Raw genomic sequence first — 22533 nt, forward strand, 5'->3', positions numbered from 1 at the left:
TAGAAGCCAGGTATCCGTGCCAGGCTTCTTTCTTTTCTTGCGCGTAACAATAGTTCTAGCTTGTTTCTCCCCATCATAATTTGTGGTAAAGGGGAGGGACAACCATTGAAAAAAACGATACCATTCTTTGTGTTTGTATTTTTACTGCTCGTGTCATATCAAACGATGAAGCAGCCGGCTGCTGTTACATATATGAATTCAATGAAAGAGCACGCCGAGGTAGCATCTGTTTCAAAAGATATTCTATATCAAGAGATCGAATCGAAGTCTTCTGACTATGAAGAGAAGCCGCAAAATGCTAAGATTGATAAAGTGTGGAAAAAGATGCCTGGTTTAAATGGACAGACAGTCGATATCGATGCTTCTTACGAAAAAATGAAAAAACAGGGCTCTTTCGATGAAAAGCTGCTTGTTTTTAAAGAAACAAAACCATCTGTCCATTTGCATGAACTTGGTGCTGAACCTATCTATAAGGGACATCCAGACAAAAAGATGAATGCATTCCTGATCAATGTAGCTTGGGGCGACGAGCATTTAACAAAGATGTTGAATACACTAGAAAAGCATCAAGTGAAGGCAACCTTTTTCTTAGAAGGCAAATGGGTGAAAAACAGTCCAGACCTTGCTAAAAAAATCGTGGCAGATGGTCATGAAATTGGAAATCATTCATACAATCACCCGGATATGCGCACACTGACAAGAGAACGAGCATTAGAGCAGATGATTAAAACAAATCGCCAAATTGAAGAATCCCTTGGGAAAAAACCGATATGGTTTGCGCCTCCAAGCGGCAGCTTTAAAGAAGAAACAGTAAAGCTTGCGAAACAAGAAGGAATGGAAACCATTATGTGGACAGTAGACACGATCGACTGGCAAAAACCATCACCAGCTGTATTACAAAAACGAGTGCTTGGGAAAATTCACAATGGGGCGATGATATTAATGCATCCAACAGACGCAACAGCGAGAAGTCTTGACGCACTTATCACTCAAATCAAAGAAAGAGGATATGAATTAGGAACGGTTTCTGACCTTCTAAGTGAAAAAAGACATCCGTGATGCGATCTGTTTGTTGAATAGGAGGAGCAAAACTTGGTCAAAACGTATACATGCCAAAACGGAGTAAGAATTGTACTTGAAAACAATCCCACTGTAAGGTCTGTCGCAATTGGCGTCTGGATTGGAACAGGTTCTAGACATGAGACACCAGAAGTAAATGGGATCTCACACTTTTTAGAGCATATGTTCTTTAAAGGAACAAGGACGAGATCTGCACGTGATATCGCAGAATCCTTTGACCGCATTGGTGGTCAAGTGAATGCCTTTACGTCAAAAGAATATACTTGCTATTATGCAAAGGTACTTGATTCACATGCTGGGTATGCCCTCGATGTATTGAGTGACATGTTTTTCAACTCTGCTTTTGACGAAGAAGAACTGAAGAAAGAAAAAAATGTGGTCTATGAAGAAATTAAAATGTATGAAGATACTCCTGATGACATCGTTCATGATTTGTTAAGCAAAGCCATTTACGGTGATCATTCATTAGGTTATCCGATTTTAGGGACAGAGGAAACACTCTCTACTTTTAACGGTGATTCCCTTCGAAAATATATGGATGAATTCTATACGCCGGATCGCGTCGTCATCTCTGTTGCAGGGAACGTCGATGACACTTTCATTCGTGAGGTAGAAACATTATTTGGCTCGTATGAAGGAAAGGGGAAAAAGCAGCCTGTCGAAGCCCCGCAATTCCACTATGACAAACTGACACGCAAAAAGGAAACAGAACAGGCGCACCTTTGCATGGGCTTTAACGGACTTCCTGCTGGAGATCAGGGCATCTATGACTTAATCGTCTTAAATAATGTTCTAGGCGGTAGCATGAGCAGCCGGTTGTTCCAAGACGTAAGAGAAGATAAAGGACTTGCGTATTCTGTATTCAGCTATCATAGTTCATTTGCAGATAACGGAATGCTGACGATCTATGGTGGAACTGGAGCGAAGCAGCTGAACCTGCTATCTGAAACCATCTTACAAACATTAGACGTCTTAAAACGTGAGGGAATTACGCAGAAAGAACTTGAAAACTCTAAGGAGCAAATGAAAGGCAACCTCATGCTTAGTCTTGAAAGCACAAACAGCAAGATGAGCCGAAATGGTAAAAATGAATTACTCCTTGGCAAACATCGTACGCTTGATGAAATTATTGATGAAATCAATCGCGTCTCATTAGACGGCGTGAACAATTTATCGAAAAGAATCTTTACAGAAGATTATGCTCTCTCGCTTATTAGTCCAACGGGTGATCAGCCATCATAATGTAAACAACACGGCAGACTTCTCAAGAGGTCTGCCGTTTATTGTATACCAAGAAGAAAGGGGCTCTGCGTTCATGAAACACGAAAAACTGAAACAGCTATCTCCGCTTCTTAAACAAGCCATCTCTTTCCGGCCGATGACATCTGGATTTTCGGGAGACCGCACCTTTTTGGTCACAACGCCTAGTGAAAAGCTAGTACTCAAGCTATCAGACATTCAGAAATATTCCAGTTTGAAAAAGAAAGCGTCCATTCAGCAGAAGTTAAAAAATCGAGGCGTTATTTGTTCTGAAGTGATGGAGGTCGGAGTGAGTGCTGAACAAAACTGTACTTTTCGTATTTTTCCATTTATCGAAGGAGAGATTGCTAGAGCATCTATTCATCTGCTCACAGAAGAAGAGCAGTATGAAATCGGAAGGCGGGCAGGCAGAGACTTGAGTATCATGCATACATTCGATGCCCCTTTTTATGCAGCCCCCTGGGATAAGAAGGTATTAGCGAAACATGAACGGTATGTACATGCCTATCAATCAAGTGGAGTGACCTTTTCCCATGATCAGTTCGTATTAGATTTTATTCAGTCACATGCTGATGCGGTAAAAGGGAGGCCAAACCAGTTCCAGCATGATGATTTTCATTTAGGGAATATCATTATACAGCGTCATCAATATGCTGGGGCGATCGACTTTGATCAATCCGACTGGGGTGATCCGATTCATGACTTTTATAAACTGTCTTTATTTAGTCGAGAAAGCAGCATTCCATTTTCAGCCGGGCAATTGGATGCCTATTTAAGCACCACGCAGGTAACACGTAATTTTTGGCTTCTTTTTTCCATTTATACAGCAATGAGTTGCTTTTCTTCTATTGTTTGGACGTTATCCTATGATCCGGGACATGTAAAAGATATGGTGAATCGAGTGGAGAGAATACTGTCAGACCATAATCGTTTTACTCAACTTATACCAGTTTGGTATGTAGATAGGCTTCATTCGTGACCTATAGAATGGCCCGGTCTATTCACCCTCTGTGCTGCATATATGATATGGAAGGGGAGTGATGCGATTTTGAGGCTGAGTGAGCTGTCAGGAAAAGAGATCGTCGATATTAAAAGAGCGGAGCGGCTTGGCGTGCTTGGACAAACCGACCTTGAAATAAATGAACAGGACGGTCAAATTACAGCACTCATCATACCTTCCGTCAAATGGTTTGGCTTTCGAAAACAAGGAAATGACATCCGCGTTCCGTGGAATCACATTCAAAAAATAGGATCAGATATGATCATTCTCGATGTGCCTGAAGAACTTCAGCCGCACGGAGAAAAAGAGCACCCATCATAAAAGGGTGCTCTTTTTCTTTTCTCTTCCCGATTTGTTCACAGGCTGAATCCTCTCCTCATATGCTGAAAGGGAGATTCGGAAAATATTACAGACTTTTTTAAATAAAGAAGGTGAACGGTCAGTATGTTGAGCGGTTTAACGGTTGCGGTGATCGGGGGAGATGCTAGGCAGCTTGAAATCATTCGCAAGCTGTCACAGCAGCATGCCAAAGTGTTTTTGGTCGGTTTTGATCAGCTGGATCATGGATTTATTGGTGCTGAAAAGCTGAAAATGTCAGAGCTTCCATTTGAGCAGGTAGACAGTATGATCCTTCCGGTATCAGGTGCTACAGACGAAGGGGTCGTTGCCACCGTTTTTTCAAATGAGAAGGTCGTGCTAGAAGCTAAATATTTAGAAAGAACCCCTGCACATTGTACCTTGTACTCAGGTATTTCTAATATGTACTTAGACAATATGGCAAAGCAGGTGAACCGGAAGCTTGTGAAGCTGTTTGAGCGAGATGATATTGCCATATATAACTCTATTCCAACAGTTGAAGGGATTATCATGATGGCTATTCAGCAAACGGACTATACGATTCATGGGTCACATGTCGCTGTTCTCGGACTTGGTCGAACAGGGCTCACCATTGCCCGCACATTTCGGGCGCTAGGTGCGGAAGTGAAAGTTGGTGCTGCGGATACAGCCCATTTAGCGCGAGCCTTTGAGATGGGACTTGATCCATTTTCAATGGACCGTTTAAAAGATGAAGTAACGGATGTCGACATCATCATCAATACGATTCCAAGCTTAGTATTAGATTCATCTGTCATCGTCAGCATGACACCAAAGACACTCATTTTGGATATCGCCTCCCGCCCAGGTGGAACAGACTTTGACTTTGCACAAAAGCATGGAGTGAAGGCACTTCTTGCACCAGGACTTCCAGGGATTGTGGCACCAAAGACAGCCGGGCAGATCATTGCAAAAGTGCTTTCTGGTCTCTTATGTGAACTTGCGGAGGAAAAAAGGGGGATGAAATCATGACTACACTAAAAGGGAAAAGAATCGGCTTTGGTTTAACAGGTTCTCACTGCACGTACGAAGCCGTTTTTCCGCAAATCGAATCACTCGTGAAAGAAGGGGCAGAAGTGCGTCCTGTCGTGTCATATACGGTGCAAAATACGAATACGAGATTCGGAGAAGGAGCGGACTGGATTGAGCGGATTGAGAAGCTGACAGGATTTCAAGCGATTGACTCAATCGTCAAAGCAGAGCCACTCGGACCAAAACTTCCACTTGATTGTATGGTCATTGCACCTTTAACAGGCAATTCAATGGCGAAATTTGCAAATGCACTGACAGACAGTCCAGTCTTAATGGCTGCTAAGGCGACCATTCGTAATCACCGCCCTGTCGTTTTAGGCATTTCCACCAATGATGCATTAGGTTTAAATGGTACAAATCTCATGAGACTCATGTCGACAAAGAACATTTTCTTTATTCCATTCGGCCAAGATGATCCATTCAAAAAACCGACTTCCATGGTAGCGCATATGGATCTACTGACGAAAACGGTAGAAGAGGCGCTCGAGCATAGACAAATTCAGCCCATTTTAATTGGAGCAAACGAATAATAGATTCACTAGAAAATCATGAAAGATTCAAAAAAGGTACTTCAAGCCTTGCTTTTCTATGGTAAAATAAAATGTAAAAAGTCATAGGATGGCCATCCGAAAGAAAAGAATCATGGATGGGTCGGAAGGAGTTTTACTGATGGGAAGAGGATTGCATGTAGCTGTAGTTGGAGCGACTGGAGCTGTCGGTCAACAAATGTTAAAAACACTAGCTGACAGAGATTTTGAAATGGATACACTTACCCTACTATCCTCAAAACGTTCTGCTGGAACAAAAGTGACATTCAGAGGTCAAGAGTATACCGTTCAAGAAGCAACACCTGAAAGCTTTGAAGGGGTCAATATTGCACTATTCAGTGCGGGAGGAAATGTTTCCAAAGCGCTAGCTCCTGAAGCAGTCAAACGAGGTGCAATTGTTGTCGATAATACAAGTGCTTTTCGTATGGACGAAAATACCCCTCTTGTCGTACCAGAGGTAAACGAAAAAGATTTGCATGACCATCAAGGGATCATTGCAAACCCTAACTGTTCAACGATTCAAATGGTGGCGGCGCTAGAACCGCTTCGTCAAGCGTATGGCATGAAAAAAGTCATTGTGTCTACTTACCAAGCAGTATCAGGTGCAGGACATGAAGCCATAGACGAACTGTACAGCCAGTCGCAAGCCATTTTAAATAAAGAAGATGTGAAACCAGAAGTCATGCCTTATCAAATTGCCTTTAATGCGATTCCGCAAATTGATAAATTCCAAGATAATGGCTATACATTTGAAGAAATGAAAATGATCAATGAAACGAAAAAAATCATGCATTTGCCAGAGCTGGAAGTAGCAGCAACATGTGTGAGACTACCAATTGAAACGGGTCATTCAGAATCGGTTTACGTTGAACTTGAATCAAATGACGCAACGGTTGATGACATCAAGTCCATCCTAAAAGATGCACCAGGCATCACATTACAAGATGATCCGTCTCAGCAAATTTATCCAATGCCTGCAGATGCTGTTGGTAAAAACGACGTATTTGTCGGCCGCATTCGGAAGGATTTGGATCGTCCAAATGGCTTCCATATGTGGATTGTATCTGATAACCTGCTAAAAGGCGCTGCATGGAACTCCGTTCAAATTGCAGAAAGCTTACGAGCATTAAAATTAGTTTAACATTCAATGGATGATGAGGACGAATAGAAGAGAGTTAGGCATCTTTCGCCTGCTCTCTTCTGTTACGTCAGAATGAACTTGGAGTGAAAACAGTGAAAATAATTGTCCAAAAATTTGGCGGTACATCTGTCAAAGATGATCAAGGAAGAAAAAGGGCACTTGCACATATCTTATCTGCAAAAGAGAAAGGCTATAAATCGGTCGTTGTCGTGTCTGCGATGGGACGAAAAGGCGATCCTTATGCGACAGATACGCTGCTTGGTCTGCTTTACGGCAGTGCGCAGCATATGACAAACCGAGAAAAAGATTTACTCGTGTCTTGCGGAGAAAATATTTCAGCTGTTGTTTTTTCAAGTATGCTGAATGAAAACGGGCTAAAGGCTGTTGCGATGACTGGATCACAGGCAGGCTTTGTGACAGATAAAGAGCATACAAATGCGAAAATTATTGACATGAAGTGTGAACGTCTTGAGGCGGCACTTTCAGAGCATGATGTGGTTGTCGTTGCTGGATTCCAAGGCGCTGCAAAAAATGGAGACGTGACAACAATCGGACGAGGCGGCAGTGATACGTCAGCTGCTGCGTTAGGCGCTGCATTGCAGGCAGATTTCATCGATATTTTTACAGATGTAGAAGGGGTCATGACAGCAGATCCCCGTATCGTAGAAAATGCAAAACCACTGAGAGTCGTGACATACACAGAAATTTGTAACCTCGCATACCAAGGGGCAAAAGTCATTCACCCTAGAGCTGTTGAAATTGCCATGCAAGCAAAAGTACCAATGAGGGTCCGTTCAACATACTCTGATGATGAGGGCACACTCGTGACATCACACTACTCAGATAAAATGAGTCATGATGTGTACGACCGCCTGATTACGGGTATTGCACATGTCAATGATGTCACACAAATCAAAGTCCCAGCTAAAGAGGGACAGTACAGCGTACAAACAGAAGTCTTTAAAGCAATGGCAAATGCCCAAATTAGTGTCGATTTCTTCAACATTACACCGAGCGAAATCGTCTATACGGTGACAGGTGCAATGACTGAAAAAGCAACGGCGATCCTAAAAGATCTGGGCTATACGCCGATTGTCACGACAAACTGTGCAAAGGTATCAGCTGTTGGAGCAGGCATTATGGGTGTACCAGGTGTCACATCTAAAATTGTATCTGCACTATCTGAGCAAAATATTCCGATCTTACAGTCCGCTGACAGTCATACGACGATTTGGGTGTTAGTGAACGAAGAAAACATGAGAGCGGCTGTTAATGCCCTTCATGAAGTGTTTGAACTTTCAAGATAAATGTGATTGAATCATGATGAGGTGAAAAAAATGAATTTCGGAAATATCGCAACAGCTATGATTACACCTTTTGATAAAAAGGGCAACATTGATTTCCAAAAGCTATCAATTCTCATTGATTACTTGTTAAAAAACGGCAGTGACTCTTTAGTCGTTGCAGGGACAACAGGCGAATCGCCAACTTTATCGACTGAAGAAAAAGTCGCTCTTTTTCAGCAATCGGTGAAATTAGCAAATGGTCGTTGTAAAATCATTGCAGGAACAGGCAGTAATAACACAAATGCGTCTATTAAACTAACGAAAAAAGCAGAAGAAGCGGGCGTTGATGCAGTGATGCTTGTCGTACCTTACTACAACAAGCCATCACAGGAAGGCATGTATGCACACTTTAAAGCAATTGCCGAGTCTACATCTCTTCCTGTCATGCTTTACAATGTACCAGGAAGAACGGTTGCTTCATTAGCACCAGAAACAACGATTAAGCTTGCGCAAATACCGAACATTGTCGCAATCAAAGAAGCAAGCGGTGATCTAGATGCCATGACAAAAATCATTGCAGAGACACCAGAAGATTTTGACGTTTACTCTGGTGACGACAGCCTAACGCTTCCTGCGGTTGCGATTGGTGCAAAAGGAGTTGTCTCTGTGGCTTCTCATATTGTAGGCCTTGATATGCAGCAAATGCTAAAAAGCTACGCTTCAGGACAAACAGCGAATGCGGCATTGATTCATCAAAAGCTGGTGCCGATCATGAACCAGCTGTTCTCAGCGCCAAATCCAACGCCTGTCAAAACAGCTCTTCAGCTGAAAGGATTAGATGTCGGATCCGTTCGACTCCCGCTTTTACCTTTATCAGAAGAAGAGAGACTGAATTTAAGCAGCGTATTAAACAGCTGATCAAAACAAAAAAATTCGTAAGCGGTCATTCTCAGATGTCCCTGAGTATGACCGTTTTTTATACATAAACACTTTCTTAAAATGTGACTTCATCTTGTTTTCTAAAATTAGATTCAGTTATAATAGCATTAAGCGATGATGGACGGGCTTGAGACTAGGAGGATAAGAATTTTGAAAAAGAAAAATACAGAGAACGTAAGAATTATTGCACTGGGAGGCGTTGGAGAAATCGGGAAAAACTTATATGTCATTGAGATTGATTCCGACATATATGTTGTAGATGCAGGACTCATGCATCCAGAAAACGAAATGCTAGGCATTGACGTGGTCATTCCTGATATCTCTTATTTAACAGAACGAGCTGATCGGGTGAAAGCAATTTTTCTTACCCACGGACATGATGAAGCAATCGGAGGCGTATTCCATTGCTTAAGCAAATTGTCTGTACCAGTTTATGGCACGAAGCTGACCCTTGCGTTACTTCGAGAAAAGTTAAAGCAATACGGCTTCAATCAAAAAGCTGATTTGCGAGAGGTTCATGCAAAGTCAGTCATTACATTTGAAACAACAAAGGTATCATTCTTTAGAACGAATCACAGTATTCCTGATTCAGTCGGAATCAGCTTCAAAACATCTCTTGGTTCAATCGTATGCACAGGTGATTTTAAATTTGATCAAACCCCAGCGCTTAACCAAGCCTGTGACATTGGAGAGATTGCGAAAATTGGAAACAATGGCGTTTTAGCACTTCTTTCAGACAGTGCAAATGCTGAAAAACCAGGCTATACACCTTCTGAGGCGCTCGTCCAAGACGAAATCTCAAATGCGATGTACAATGCTGAAAACCGTGTGATTGTCGCTGTATCTTCGTCAAATATTAACCGTGTACAGCAAATCATTAATGCCACAAACCAAAATGGCCGTAAGCTTGCAGTAGCAGGGAAAAATATGATGACAACTCTTCAGCTTGCGATCAAACTTGGTTATGTGACAGCGGACGAAGAATTATTTGTTCCAGTCCAAGAAGTGAAAAAAATGGCGAAAAACAGTGTGGTCATTCTCACAGCAGGAAGCCACGGCGAGCCTCTCGCTGCTTTAACAAAAATGGCGAAACAAAATCACAAACAGCTTCATATTGAAAAAGATGACACGGTTGTGATTGCGTCTACACCTCTTCCAGGACAAGAACTTACCTATTCAAAAACGGTGGATTTCCTTACAAGAAGCGGAGCACAAGTGATTTTTGCTCAAAAACGTGTGCATGTATCTGGACATGGCTGTCAAGAAGAGTTAAAGCTTATGCTGAACTTACTGAAGCCAAAGTATTTAATTCCAGTAAACGGCGAATATCGCATGCAAAAAGCACATTCTCGTATTGCTGAAGAAGTGGGCATGAAACGAAGCGACATTTTCTTAATTGATAAAGGGGATGTTGTGGAATTTAGAGGTCAAAACGTCAAAATCGGTGAAAAAGTACATCAAGGGAACATTTTGATCGATGGTCTTGGTGTTGGTGATATTGGGAATATTGTCTTACGTGATAGACGCCTATTGTCTCAAGATGGCATCTTAATTGTGGTCATTACGCTCGATAAACAAAAGAAACAATTAATTTCTGGACCTGAGATCATCACAAGAGGATTTGTTTATGTAAGAGAATCCGAAGAGCTGATTGTGAAAGCAACAGAAATGGTCAAAGGGATTGTGAAAGAGCAAACGGAAAACTCAATTGTTGAATGGTCAACACTGAAACAATCCATGCGCGATGTACTAAATCAATTCCTATATGAAAAAACAAAACGCAAGCCAATGATCATTCCAATTATTATGGAAGTGTGATGAGAAAAGTCCAAAGAGCATAAGCTCTTTGGGCTTTTTTGATGTGACATGATGAATGCGGATGGAATGTGACGATCTTGTTCATAATAGGAGGAGAGTTTTTAGGAAAGGATGGAGACAAATGGACGAACAGAATGAACAGCAGCCTGAGCGAAAACCAGAAGAAAAAGATAGCATTATGAGCAAAATACAACAGCTTGGTGAAACAGCCGTCCCGCAGTTGTCACAAGATACAAACATACATTGCCTCACCATTATTGGACAAATTGAAGGGCACATGCAGCTGCCGCCACAAAATAAAACAACCAAATACGAACATGTCATTCCACAAATCGTAGCAGTTGAACAAAACCCAAAAATTGAAGGACTTCTAATCATTTTAAATACAGTCGGCGGCGATGTAGAAGCAGGACTAGCCATTGCGGAAATGCTCGCTTCTTTATCCAAACCGACTGTATCCATTGTGCTTGGCGGCGGCCACTCTATTGGGGTCCCAATCGCCGTATCGTGTGATTATTCATACATTGCCGAAACAGCAACAATGACCATTCACCCTGTACGCTTAACCGGTCTAGTCATCGGTGTTCCGCAAACCTTTGAATACTTAGATAAAATGCAGGAAAGAGTCATTAATTTTGTCACGAGTCACTCAAACATTACAGAAGAGAAATTTAAAGAGCTTATGTTCTCTAAAGGCAATCTAACAAGAGACATCGGGACAAATGTCGTTGGCCATGAGGCGGCTGAATACGGACTGATGCATGAAGTCGGCGGCGTTGGACAAGCGATTAAAAAGCTGAACGAGCTTATTGGCGAACGGGCTGCACAAAACGAGGGGCTGATCCAATGATTTTATATACACCTATGCCTTATGAAGCCATTTACGCTGAGGAACAAGGAGAACGCAAACTCCAGCAGGTAAACATTCAGGGTGTGCCAGTGATGGTTGAAATGAAAGAAGATGAAGCGGAAATCGTTCAAGTAATGAGTACGAATCCAATGGACTTTTTGAATCAGGAGCTTGCACCAGGTAAGCGATTGAAGTTACATTTAGGCACCAATCAAACCGACTCATATGAATGATTCTATGCTATAATAAAGGGAAAACTTACAACAAGATGCAGCCAAAACCAGGCTGCTTTCTTTCTGATCTTTTCGTAGGTTATATTTTCTTTTGTAGTAAGGTGATGAGTATGGCGAAAAAGAGAAAACGTAAAACAAGAAAAAAACAAAATAAACAGCTAAAACTGAAATATGAACTAAATGGGTTAGTCTGTATTGCCATAGCGATCATTGCCATTTTACAGCTAGGTGTAGTTGGACAAACCTTTGTACATCTATTCCGATTCTTTGCAGGTGAATGGTTTATTCTCTGCCTTATCGGATTATTTCTTTTTGGTGTGACGATCTTTTGGAAAAAACAAATTCCTGATTTACTGACAAGAAGAAAAGCAGGTTTATACTGCATCATTGCGAGTATCTTGCTTTTGTCCCATGTGAAGCTTTTTCAGCATCTTTCAGCTGCAGGCGTGATAGGTTCTCAAAGTGTAATCAGAAATACGTTTGAGTTATTCTTAATGGATATGAAAGGTGAGACAGGCTCGCCCGATTTAGGAGGCGGTATGATCGGTGCTGTATTATTTGCGGCCTCCTATTTCTTGTTTGCACAAGCAGGGTCGCAAATCATGGCCATTGTGCTAATGCTGATCGGCATTGTGCTGATGACAAACCGGTCACTGCAAGAAATGGTCAAAAAAGTGACGCTGCCTGTATCACAATTTTTGGTGAAGCAGTGGAAAGCATTTATTGAAGATATGAAAGGCATAAGGCAGGCGAAAAAGAATGCACCTGCGCAGAAAACAAGTGAAAAGAAAAAGCGTTCACGCTTGCAAGAAGAGGCCGAAGAAGATCATGATCATATCTTGATCGAGGAAGAAGAGCAGGCTTCTGACAATCGTCAGCCGATTATCTCAAGTTTTGCTGATCGAGATGACATGCTCACACCGCCGGTTCAAAAAGATCAGCCGGTCAAAGAGCCAGATCCTCTTCAAGAAACTGTACAAGGCACTCCGTCTCATGATACAGGGGATGAACCGAAAGAAGCTCCGCCTATGACGTTTACGGAGCTTGAAAATAAGGATTATGAGCTGCCATCGCTTGATATTTTAGCTGAGCCGCAGCATTCAGGTCAGCAAACAGATAAGAAGAATATTTATGAAAATGCAAGAAAGCTTGAAAAGACCTTCCAAAGCTTTGGTGTAAAAGCAAAAGTGACACAAGTTCATTTAGGGCCGGCCGTCACAAAATATGAAGTATACCCTGATGTCGGCGTGAAGGTAAGTAAGATCGTCAACTTGAGTGATGATTTAGCCCTTGCATTAGCAGCAAAAGACATTCGAATTGAAGCGCCGATTCCTGGTAAATCTGCCATCGGAATTGAAGTTCCCAACGCAGAAATTGCAATGGTTTCTTTAAAAGAGGTTTTAGAATCGAAACAAAATGACCGCCCAAATGCCAAGCTGCTCATCGGACTGGGCCGAAATATTTCTGGTGAAGCTGTGCTGGCTGAAATGAACAAAATGCCGCATTTACTTGTGGCTGGCTCGACAGGAAGCGGAAAGAGCGTATGTATCAATGGCATTATCACAAGCATTCTCATGAGAGCAAAACCTCATGAAGTGAAGATGATGATGATTGACCCGAAAATGGTTGAATTAAATGTTTATAATGGCATCCCTCATCTGTTGGCTCCAGTTGTGACTGATCCTAAGAAAGCCTCACAGGCACTTAAAAAAGTGGTTAGTGAAATGGAGCGCCGTTATGAATTGTTTTCTCATACGGGCACAAGAAATATTGAAGGGTACAATGATTACATTAAACGAATGAATCAATCAGAAGAGGCGAAGCAGCCAGAACTACCTTATATTGTCGTCATTGTAGACGAGCTTGCTGATTTAATGATGGTTGCTTCCTCTGATGTAGAAGATTCCATTACAAGGCTTTCTCAAATGGCACGTGCTGCGGGGATTCATTTAATTATTGCTACACAAAGACCTTCTGTTGATGTCATTACAGGTGTCATTAAAGCCAATATTCCATCCCGCATTGCATTTAGCGTATCGTCACAAACCGATTCAAGGACCATTCTTGATATGGGAGGCGCAGAAAAATTGCTGGGCAGAGGGGATATGTTGTTCTTACCTGTCGGTGCGAACAAACCAGTTCGTGTACAAGGCGCCTTTTTATCAGATGAAGAAGTGGAACATGTCGTTGATCATGTCATCACGCAGCAAAAAGCACAATATCAAGAAGAAATGATCCCGAGTGAAGAAACGCAAGATCAGCTTGGGGCTGTGGACGACGACTTATATGATGAAGCAGTTGAACTGATCATTGGCATGCAGACGGCCTCTGTTTCTATGCTGCAAAGGAGGTTCCGCATCGGTTATACCCGTGCCGCACGTCTTATTGACGCAATGGAAGAGCGCGGGGTTGTCGGACCATATGAAGGCAGTAAACCGAGAGAAGTCCTCCTCTCAAAAGAACAACATGACGAGCTCTCTTCATAATTCGAAGAGAGCTTTCCTAACATGAAGTTAACGATATATTGATTATGTTAACTGGATGTCAGACTATTTATTTATTTGCAAAAACGTGATATAGTTATGTTCATCTTATCTCGGAATAGAGATTTCTCATCTTATCATTTGCATTGATTAGACGGAGGGAAAACATGTCGACCAAAACAGACAATCGCCATTTATATTTGAAAGTGATTGACCGTATTAAAGAAGATATTCAAACAGGTGTATATGCCGAAAAAGAAAAGCTCCCTTCTGAGTTTGAGCTCTCAAAGCTTTTAGGCGTGAGCAGAGCGACCCTTCGTGAAGCCCTTCGTATATTAGAAGAAGAGAAGTATTTAATTAGAAGGCATGGTGTGGGAACTTTCGTCAACTCAAGACCGCTTTTTTCTACTGGCATTGAACAGCTGACAAGTGTCACAAAAATGATTGAACAGGTCAATATGACGCCAGGTACCATCTTTTTGTCCTCACAAGAAGGAGAGCCGACAGAGAATGATGTCATTCGTTTTCAGTGTGATGAATCCGAGAAGGTTTTTTCAATGGAGCGCGTTCGAACAGCAGATGGACAGCCAGTCGTCTATTGTTTAGATAAAATTCCGGTCAAACATCTTCCCGCTTCTTTTACTCATGAGGAAGAATCGCTTTTTGAGCTGTTTGGCAGAGAACCGCACAGCGGAATTAAATATGCAGTGGCAGACATCGAACCGATTGGTTATCACGATCAGGTTTCACCGATACTAGAATGTGACCCAGAAACAGCCTTACTATTACTGAAACAAATGCACTATGATCAAGATGATCAGCCGGTCTTATACTCGCTCAATTATTTTCGAGCGGATAAATTCAGCTTCCATGTCATACGTAAACGATTTTAACAAAGCAGTCGCTTCCATAGGCGGTTGCTTTTTGTTTGCCCATACATAAAACCCGTGAAACATGCCACACTAAACGTAACAGTATATAGAATTGGGTGAATGATGTTGGGCGAGAAAACTGTCAGTAAAAAGAATATTATTGCATTATCATCAGTGCCTCTAATCATGACACTTGGGAACTCGATGCTAATACCCGTATTACCAGAGATAGAAAAGAAACTCTCAATCACTTCCTTTCAAGTGTCACTCATTATTACGGTATACTCCGTTGTGGCGATTTTGTGTATTCCGATTGCCGGTTATTTATCTGACCGAATTGGGCGGAAAAAGGTACTTTTGCCGTGTCTTTTAATCGCAGGACTTGGAGGAGCTGTGGCAGCTGTTGCCTCAACCATCATGAAAGAACCCTATATGTGGATTCTATTTGGCAGGGTCCTTCAAGGAGTTGGCTCAGCCGGGGCAGCACCTGTCGTTATGCCGTTTATTGGCGATTTGTTTCATGATGATGAAGAGGTAAGTGCGGGACTTGGAGCCATTGAAACTTCTAATACAGCTGGAAAGGTACTAAGTCCTATTATTGGGGCACTTCTCGCTTCTTGGTTTTGGTTTGTACCGTTTTGGTTCATTCCATTCTTTTCAATCATCAGCTTTGTGATGGTACTGTTTATGGTTGAATCCGCAAAGAAAGAGGAAGATCCGCCTACATTTAAAGAGTTTTTAAAATCAACAAAGACGATTTTTAAGCATGAAGGACGCTGGCTTTATGCCATTTTTGCTATTGGTGGTTTTATTATGTTTCTTCTTTTTGGCGTGCTCTTTTATTTGTCAGATAACCTAGAAGCAGCGTATCAAATAACGGGTGTCAAAAAAGGCTTACTGCTAAGTATCCCGCTCCTTTTCTTATCAATCAGCTCGTACATTGCGGGGAAAACAATCGGGAAAGAAAAGGGGAAAATGAGGATATTTCTCATCGTTGGTATGGCTCTTTTATCACTTTCGTATATATTTTTATGGTGGAATCACAGTTTTTACGTGTTGTTTGTCTGCTTAAGTATTGGCGGCGTAGGGATTGGCATTGTGCTTCCAGCACTTGATGCGTTGATAACAGAAGGGATTGAAAAAGAGCAGTGCGGAACCATTACGTCATTTTATAGCAGCATGCGGTTTATCGGTGTTGCTTTAGGGCCTCCAATTTACGCATTTCTGATGGATAAAGGAGACGCCATCGTTTTTATTCTATCGACCATATGTAGTCTCATTTCATTATTTTTGGTCCTCTTTTTTATCCAGCCAGATGAAAAGGATGAAAGTGAACAATTGAAAACGGTTTAAACATAGAAAAAAGACGGTATTTTGCCATCTTTTTTCTTTTTTATAAATTGACATGTAAAATTTTGATAGTTAAACTAATGTATAGTAATATCTTTTAAATTATCCCAAATAGGAGGTGTTCAAAAACATTCATTTTCTGTCTTTGTTTTAAGGCAGAAATTGAGCTCGTGGCTGATGATGGATATGCGTTTCTTCAACACGAAAGGACAATTGAATAGGTCATCCTGCCATTAGCACGTTGAAGGAGACGAAGTCAGCACTTCAGACACGCTCAAAAACAGCAAATTGATTGATGAACTAGAAGGAGCTTGAAGCAGCTATGTTGCAAATAATTAAAGCAAGATGGATTGTATTAATGGTGTGGATGATAACAGCTGTGATTCTGTTTATTACTGCGCCCAATTTAGAGGAATTAACAAGAGAAAAAGGGCAGTTAAAGGTTCCAGAGGGGACACCAACAGCTGAGGCACTTCACTTATTGGATAAGCTTTCAGATCATAATGGGAAAAAAGATACTGGTGTGATTGTATTCTCCGAACAACATTTGTTCCCTGCCAAAGAGCAGGAATTAAAAAAGGCTTTAGCTGCACTCATGACACATGCCCCAGAACTCCACATTGACGGAATTACTTCGTATTTTCATGTAGAACGTGACATTCAAAAACAACTTTTATCAAAGGATAAAAGTACACTTCTTGTTCCATTCAAATTCGACCACTACGAAACAAAAGCTGTGAAGGTTAAAGAACGAATTGAGGAAGTTTTAAAGCCCTACAACGTCTCATATGAAATGACAGGTCAAAAATTTGTGGACTCAGATGTCATTAAAAGCTCTCAACAAGGTCTGAAGAAAACTGAACTTATTACGATGATTTTTATTTTCTTTATTTTAATAATTGTATTCAGATCGATACTGGCACCTGTTGTTCCGCTTATTACGATTGGCATTTCTTATGCTGTCAGCCGGTGTATTGTGGCTTTTCTCGTAGAATATACACCATTTCCTCTGTCTAATTTCACTCAGATTTTTATGGTAGCTATTATGTTCGGTATAGGAACGGATTATTGTATATTACTTTTAAGCCGTTTTAAAGAGGAGATTGGTCAGGGGCGTGATGTCAAAGAATCAATTATCATCACGTATCAATGTGCAGGGAAAACGGTCTTTTTCAGCGGCTTAGCTGTGTTAGTCGGCTTCTCAAGTATTGGTTTCGCAAAATTCCAATTGTACCAATCAGCCGTCAGCGTTGCCGTAGGCGTTGGCATTCTGCTCATTGCACTTGTCACAATCGTTCCCTTTTTTATGTCGGTTTTCGGAAAATCCCTTTTTTGGCCGTCTAAAAGAGAAAACATTCGTCATCCACAAAGTAAGATTTGGGAATGGGCTGGGCGCTTTTCATTTAAAAGACCGCTCATCAGCTTAGGGGTAGTTGCACTCATCACTGTTCCTCCAATTCTGATGTATGACGGCACTCTTTCTTATAATAGTTTAAATGAGATTGGGACAAAGTATGAGTCAGTGTCTGCATTTAATACGATATCTGAGCAATTTGGCTTTGGTGAAGCGCTGCCGCTGAATGTGCTTGTCGAAAGTGACAATGAGCTCGATAATCAAGAAAAGATCGTCATGATTGAAAAACTGACCCGTAAGTTAAGTGACATTGAGGAAGTAAAAGCGGTTCGCAGTGTCACTCGCCCAGTTGGAGACGGGTTAAGTCAGCTCTACGTTACCTCTCAAGCGAAAGAGCTGGGAGGAGAGCTTGGGAAAGGTCATGAGGGCATCGGGAAAATTACAGATGGCTTGACCGAAACAAACTTAGCACTTCTCAAACAAAAACCAAAAATTGAAGAATCCGCTAAAGGGATTGATCAATTGATTGATGGGACAAAAGCCATCAAAGGCGGGATCGGAGAAGTGAGGAAATCACTCATTTCTTTAGAGGATGGTGTGAGGCGCAGTAAAGAGGGCGTAGGAACCATTCGCACTGAAATCAAACAAGCGAAAAAAGAATTAGAGCAAGAATACCGCAGAAGTGAAACCATGATTCAAGACCTTGAACGAGTCGTAAGCACACTCGAAGGTCACGCAACATCAAATGAGCAACTGATGACAACGATTAAGAAAGTGAAACAATCCTATGAAAACGTATCATTTGAAGGACTTGAAAACCGGCTTCCAGAAATCAAAGATATGAATGAATATAAAGAAATCAAAAAAGTATTCAAAGACACAAAAGGAATGCTCGATCAAGCTGGAGAGCAAATGAGCGTCTATGAAGAGGAAGCATCTGCCTTTAAACAAAAGATCAAGAAAGCAGATCAAGTCATTCAAACGTTCTCAAGCAAGCAAAAAGAAATCAAACAACAAGTAAAGGCGCTGATGACAGGTCTAGATCAAATTTATGATGGTCTTGATGAAACGAATAAAGGCCAAAAACAGCTCATCAAAGAAATGCCTAAAATTGAAGATGGCGCAGATCAGCTGACAGATGGCCAAAAAGCCGTGAAAAAAGGGTTTAACCAGCTATCATCTAAACTCTCACTATTAACAGATGGATTAGATGAAAGTATTTCCGGACTTGAGCAAGTAAAAAGCGGCTTTACCGAGGCGGACAGCTATTTAAAACAACTTCAGGAAGCACCAGATGAAGAAGTAACGGGCTGGTTTATACCAGAAGAAGTACTGAAACGCCATGAATTTAAGAAAATATTTAATACGTATATGTCCCCAGATCGTAAATTAACAACCTTTGAAGTGATTTTAAATGTAAATCCATACAGCAATGAAGCAATGAAAGGTGTAGCAAAAATTGAAGAAACCCTTGATCAATATTTACCTGTAAGTGGTTTGAAAAACGCCAACTACGGTGTATCTGGTATCTCCAGTTTAAATGTTGACTTAAAAGAAACGTCAGACGGTGACTTTATTAGAACGGTTATTTTCATGTTAATTGGTATCTTTATTATTTTAGTTATATTATTAAGGTCAATCGTCATGCCGATATACTTAACACTGTCACTCATATTAACGTATTTTACATCCATTGGCTTAACAGAATGGATTTTCAAAACATTCTTTGGCTACGATGGTGTTAGCTGGGCTGTTCCATTTTTCAGCTTTGTGATCCTTGTGACCCTCGGCATTGATTATTCGATCTTCCTCATGGATCGTTTTAATGAATGGAAGGGAGAGCATGTTCAAGCATCCATGATATCAGCGATGAGAAATATGGGGTCGGTCATTATTTCAGCAGTTGCTATTTTAGCGGGTACTTTTGCTGCGATGCTGCCATCGGGTGTATTATCATTAGTTGAAATTGCAACGGTCGTACTCATTGGACTTTTATTATATGCTTTTGTTGTTCTACCACTCTTTATCCCGGTCATGGTCCGCGTCTTTGGAAAATGGAATTGGTGGCCGTTTAGAATGAAATAACAAACTTGCGTCTCTGCTTTTTGCAGAGGCGTTTTTATTTCCTATCCTTTCCTCTGATTGATATAATGACTATTAAATGGCTGTTTCACGTATATATCAGCTATGTTCTAATACATAATAAATAGGATGAACAAAGGAGGTTTCTCATGACGTACTTACAAGAGAAGACATTTGATACACCTGGTCTTCATACTCATATTGTCAAAACAGAAAAATTTAAAACCGTGACGATCCTTTTTAAAATGCTTGCGCCTTTATCCAAAGATGACGTCACCATGCGTTCTCTTTTCCCGCATGTGCTTTTAAGAGGAACAGAAAAAATGCCGAAAACGGGAGAGCTTCGTGCTTATTTCGACGAGCTCTATGGAGCGACCGTTTCCGCAGACATGGCGAAAAAAGGTGAAAATCACATCATTACCTTCCGTCTAGAAATGGCGAATGAAAAATATTTAAAGGATCAAACCCCTTTACTAGAAAAAGGGATTGCCTTACTTTCTGAACTATTATTCCACCCGTACGTGGAAAACGGGGTATTTCATGAATTGTACGTTGAGCAAGAAAAAAGAACATTGAAACAGCGTATTCAAGCCGTTTATGATGACAAAATGCGCTATTCAAACTTAAGACTTGTGCAGGAAATGTGTAAAGGTGAGCCATATGCACTGCACGTCAATGGTGAAATGGAAGACGTAGAAGCGATTACGTCAGAAGCGCTCTTTAAAGCATACGAGCATGCACTTCAGTCCAACCAGCTGGATCTCTATGTTGTGGGAGCCGTTGATGAACAAGACATTAATCGAATGGTCTCGCAATACTTTAAAACAAGTGAAAGAGAGCCGGTCAAACAAAATACCGAATCATCAAGATCACAAATAGAGCCAAAAGAAGTCATTGATGAAGAGGACGTAAAACAAGGAAAGCTGAACATTGGCTTTCGCACACATACAACGATAGTGGATGAAGATTATCCGGCGCTGCATTTGTTTAATGGCATATTCGGCGGCTTCTCTCATTCAAAGCTATTTATCAATGTGCGGGAAAAAGCAAGTCTTGCGTACTATGCTGTTTCTAGACTTGAGAGCTTTAAAGGTTTGATGATGGTCATGTCAGGAATTGAAGTCGGCAACTATCAGCAAGCAGTAGACATCATCAAAGAACAATTTGATGCCATGCAAAAAGGCGATTTTTCTGATGAAGCAATTGAACAGACAAAGGCTGTCGTCAAAAACCAGTTGCTTGAAACCATTGATACGTCTTATGGAACAGCGGAATACTTATATCAGCATGCCGTCGTGCCAACAGGGGAGAGCCTCGATTCCTTTTTAGATGCGTTAGACAGAGTGACAAAAGAGGACATCATCAAAGTGGGTCAAAAAATCGAATGGGATACGACCTATTTTCTTAAAGGAACGGAGGGTGCTTCATGACAGTGAAAACAATTCAATTCGATCAGCTGCAAGAGACGGTATATCACGAAAAAATGGACAGCGGACTAGACGTCTATGTGCTGCCAAAGCAAGGGTTTAACAAAACATATGCAACCTTCACAACAAAATATGGCTCTGTCGACAATGAATTTGTGCCGCTTGGCAAAGAAGACATGATCCGAGTGCCTGATGGAATTGCCCATTTCTTAGAGCATAAGCTGTTTGAAAAAGAAGATGGAGATGTGTTTCATACATTTAGTAAACAGGGAGCAGCCGCAAACGCATTTACGACGTTTACGAGAACGGCTTACTTATTTTCAAGTACGGCCAATGTTGAACAGAATCTTGAAACACTCATTGATTTTGTGCAAGAGCCTTATTTTACTGAAAAAACGGTCGAAAAAGAAAAAGGCATCATTGGTCAAGAAATCAACATGTATGATGACAATCCAGATTGGCGTTTATTCTTTGGTCTGATCGAAAACCTCTATCAAGAGCACCCAGTGAGAATTGATATTGCTGGAACCGTTGAAAGCATTGCGCCAATTACGAAAGACCATTTATATGAATGCTACGAAACGTTCTATCACCCAAGCAATATGCTTCTTTTTGTAGTGGGTCCTGTTGATCCGGCGCAAATTTTAGACCAAGTAAGAGCGAATCAGGCAAAAAAACCATTTACCGATCAGCCGGATATTCATCGGAAAGAGATCAATGAACCTGATCGTGTATACCGAAAAGAATACGAACTGAAAATGAATGTACAAGGTTCTAAATGTATGTTTGGTTTGAAAACGAAAAACCCGCATAAAAAAGGAAAACAGCTCCTCAAACATGAGCTTGGCATGAATCTTATTTTAGAGACATTGTTTGGTAAAAGTTCTCTGCAATATGAGCGTATGTATGAAAAAGGCTTGATTGATGAGACATTCAGTTACGATTATACGGAAGAAGGCGGTTTTGGCTTCACTTCAGTTGGCGGAGACACAAATGACCCTGATCAACTCGCAGATGAATTAAAAGAAACGCTTCTTCAAGCAAAAAGCCTGATCACAGAAGAAAAGATTGAACTTGCTCGCAAGAAAAAAATTGGCAGCTTTTTAAAAGCGATGAACTCCCCGGAGTACATCGCCAATCAATTCACTCGATACGCATTCTTAGAAATGAGCTTATTTGATGTCGTGCCAGTACTGGAGCAAATCCAATTAACAGATATTCAGCAAATCTTAGACGAAGAAATTGATGAAGAAAGAATGTCAGTTTTTAAAGTCGTACCGAAAGCAAAATAAATGAAAAAAAGACAAACTCAACGTATAAGAGTTTGTCTTTTTTGTGTCCAGCTAAAGAAAGCGCTTTATATGCGAAGATATTGATTGACAATTGTTTTGGGTATTAGTTAA

The 22533-nt window shown here is 41.1% G+C and carries 18 protein-coding genes; all 18 read left to right on the plus strand.

Annotation, left to right across the window (positions count from 1 at the left end; translation table 11 throughout):
- The first annotated feature begins 165 nt into the window (after window positions 1-165).
- The 18 genes from V7L95_RS14985 (at window position 166) to V7L95_RS15070 (ending at window position 22422) form a co-directional block, all read left to right on the plus strand.
- Complete coding sequence (locus V7L95_RS14985) at window positions 166-1059, plus strand: polysaccharide deacetylase family protein (RefSeq protein ID WP_223255630.1); 894 nt, start codon at window positions 166-168, stop codon at window positions 1057-1059.
- A gap of 33 nt (window positions 1060-1092) precedes the next feature.
- Window positions 1093-2322, plus strand: coding sequence for a pitrilysin family protein (locus V7L95_RS14990; RefSeq protein WP_017359067.1), 1230 nt, complete (start codon window positions 1093-1095; stop codon window positions 2320-2322).
- Window positions 2323-2395: 73 nt separating this feature from the next.
- Window positions 2396-3319, plus strand: a complete 924-nt coding sequence (locus V7L95_RS14995; protein ID WP_058213772.1) for an aminoglycoside phosphotransferase family protein — start codon at window positions 2396-2398, stop codon at window positions 3317-3319.
- 69 nt (window positions 3320-3388) lie between these two features.
- Entirely contained in the window at window positions 3389-3661 is a 273-nt protein-coding gene (locus V7L95_RS15000) for a YlmC/YmxH family sporulation protein (RefSeq protein ID WP_008344726.1), read from the plus strand.
- Between the two features lie 123 nt (window positions 3662-3784).
- The gene (dpaA, locus tag V7L95_RS15005) at window positions 3785-4687 is read left to right on the plus strand and encodes a dipicolinic acid synthetase subunit A (RefSeq protein ID WP_007499517.1); all 903 of its coding nucleotides are present in this window, start codon (window positions 3785-3787) and stop codon (window positions 4685-4687) included.
- On the plus strand, window positions 4684-5277 hold the full coding sequence (gene dpaB, locus V7L95_RS15010) for a dipicolinate synthase subunit B (RefSeq protein WP_008344723.1): 594 nt from the start codon (window positions 4684-4686) through the stop codon (window positions 5275-5277). Before dpaA ends, dpaB begins: the two co-directional genes overlap by 4 nt.
- 139 nt (window positions 5278-5416) lie before the next feature.
- A complete protein-coding gene (gene asd, locus V7L95_RS15015) occupies window positions 5417-6436 on the plus strand; it encodes an aspartate-semialdehyde dehydrogenase (RefSeq protein WP_041090413.1) in 1020 nt (339 codons plus the stop codon).
- A 92-nt stretch (window positions 6437-6528) separates the two neighbouring features.
- Window positions 6529-7743, plus strand: coding sequence for an aspartate kinase (dapG, locus tag V7L95_RS15020; protein WP_025207348.1), 1215 nt, complete (start codon window positions 6529-6531; stop codon window positions 7741-7743).
- A 30-nt stretch (window positions 7744-7773) separates the two neighbouring features.
- On the plus strand, window positions 7774-8640 hold the full coding sequence (dapA, locus tag V7L95_RS15025) for a 4-hydroxy-tetrahydrodipicolinate synthase (RefSeq protein ID WP_039166632.1): 867 nt from the start codon (window positions 7774-7776) through the stop codon (window positions 8638-8640).
- Window positions 8641-8811: 171 nt separating this feature from the next.
- Window positions 8812-10479, plus strand: a complete 1668-nt coding sequence (gene rnjB, locus V7L95_RS15030; protein WP_008344715.1) for a ribonuclease J2 — start codon at window positions 8812-8814, stop codon at window positions 10477-10479.
- A gap of 121 nt (window positions 10480-10600) precedes the next feature.
- Window positions 10601-11329 carry a ClpP family protease gene (locus V7L95_RS15035; protein ID WP_008344713.1) on the plus strand — a complete coding sequence of 243 codons (729 nt, stop codon included), beginning with the start codon at window positions 10601-10603 and terminating at the stop codon, window positions 11327-11329.
- On the plus strand, window positions 11326-11562 hold the full coding sequence (locus V7L95_RS15040) for a YlzJ-like family protein (RefSeq protein WP_008344712.1): 237 nt from the start codon (window positions 11326-11328) through the stop codon (window positions 11560-11562). Before V7L95_RS15035 ends, V7L95_RS15040 begins: the two co-directional genes overlap by 4 nt.
- 110 nt (window positions 11563-11672) lie before the next feature.
- Window positions 11673-14048, plus strand: coding sequence for a DNA translocase FtsK (locus V7L95_RS15045; protein ID WP_340967040.1), 2376 nt, complete (start codon window positions 11673-11675; stop codon window positions 14046-14048).
- Between the two features lie 164 nt (window positions 14049-14212).
- Window positions 14213-14938: a GntR family transcriptional regulator gene (locus V7L95_RS15050; RefSeq protein ID WP_008344706.1), complete on the plus strand. Its 726-nt coding sequence runs from the start codon at window positions 14213-14215 to the stop codon at window positions 14936-14938.
- Between the two features lie 99 nt (window positions 14939-15037).
- The gene (locus V7L95_RS15055) at window positions 15038-16270 is read left to right on the plus strand and encodes an MFS transporter (protein ID WP_170861566.1); all 1233 of its coding nucleotides are present in this window, start codon (window positions 15038-15040) and stop codon (window positions 16268-16270) included.
- 319 nt (window positions 16271-16589) lie between these two features.
- A complete protein-coding gene (locus V7L95_RS15060) occupies window positions 16590-19706 on the plus strand; it encodes an MMPL family transporter (RefSeq protein WP_338335243.1) in 3117 nt (1038 codons plus the stop codon).
- A 146-nt stretch (window positions 19707-19852) separates the two neighbouring features.
- Complete coding sequence (locus V7L95_RS15065) at window positions 19853-21133, plus strand: pitrilysin family protein (protein ID WP_326114447.1); 1281 nt, start codon at window positions 19853-19855, stop codon at window positions 21131-21133.
- A complete protein-coding gene (locus V7L95_RS15070; RefSeq protein ID WP_340967049.1) occupies window positions 21130-22422 on the plus strand; it encodes a pitrilysin family protein in 1293 nt (430 codons plus the stop codon). The genes V7L95_RS15065 and V7L95_RS15070 overlap by 4 nt, the downstream gene beginning before the upstream one ends.
- Window positions 22423-22533: the final 111 nt, after the last annotated feature.

The organism is Bacillus sp. PPSBB_11 (genome assembly GCF_038023285.1).
Lineage (GTDB): Bacteria > Bacillota > Bacilli > Bacillales > Bacillaceae > Bacillus > Bacillus altitudinis.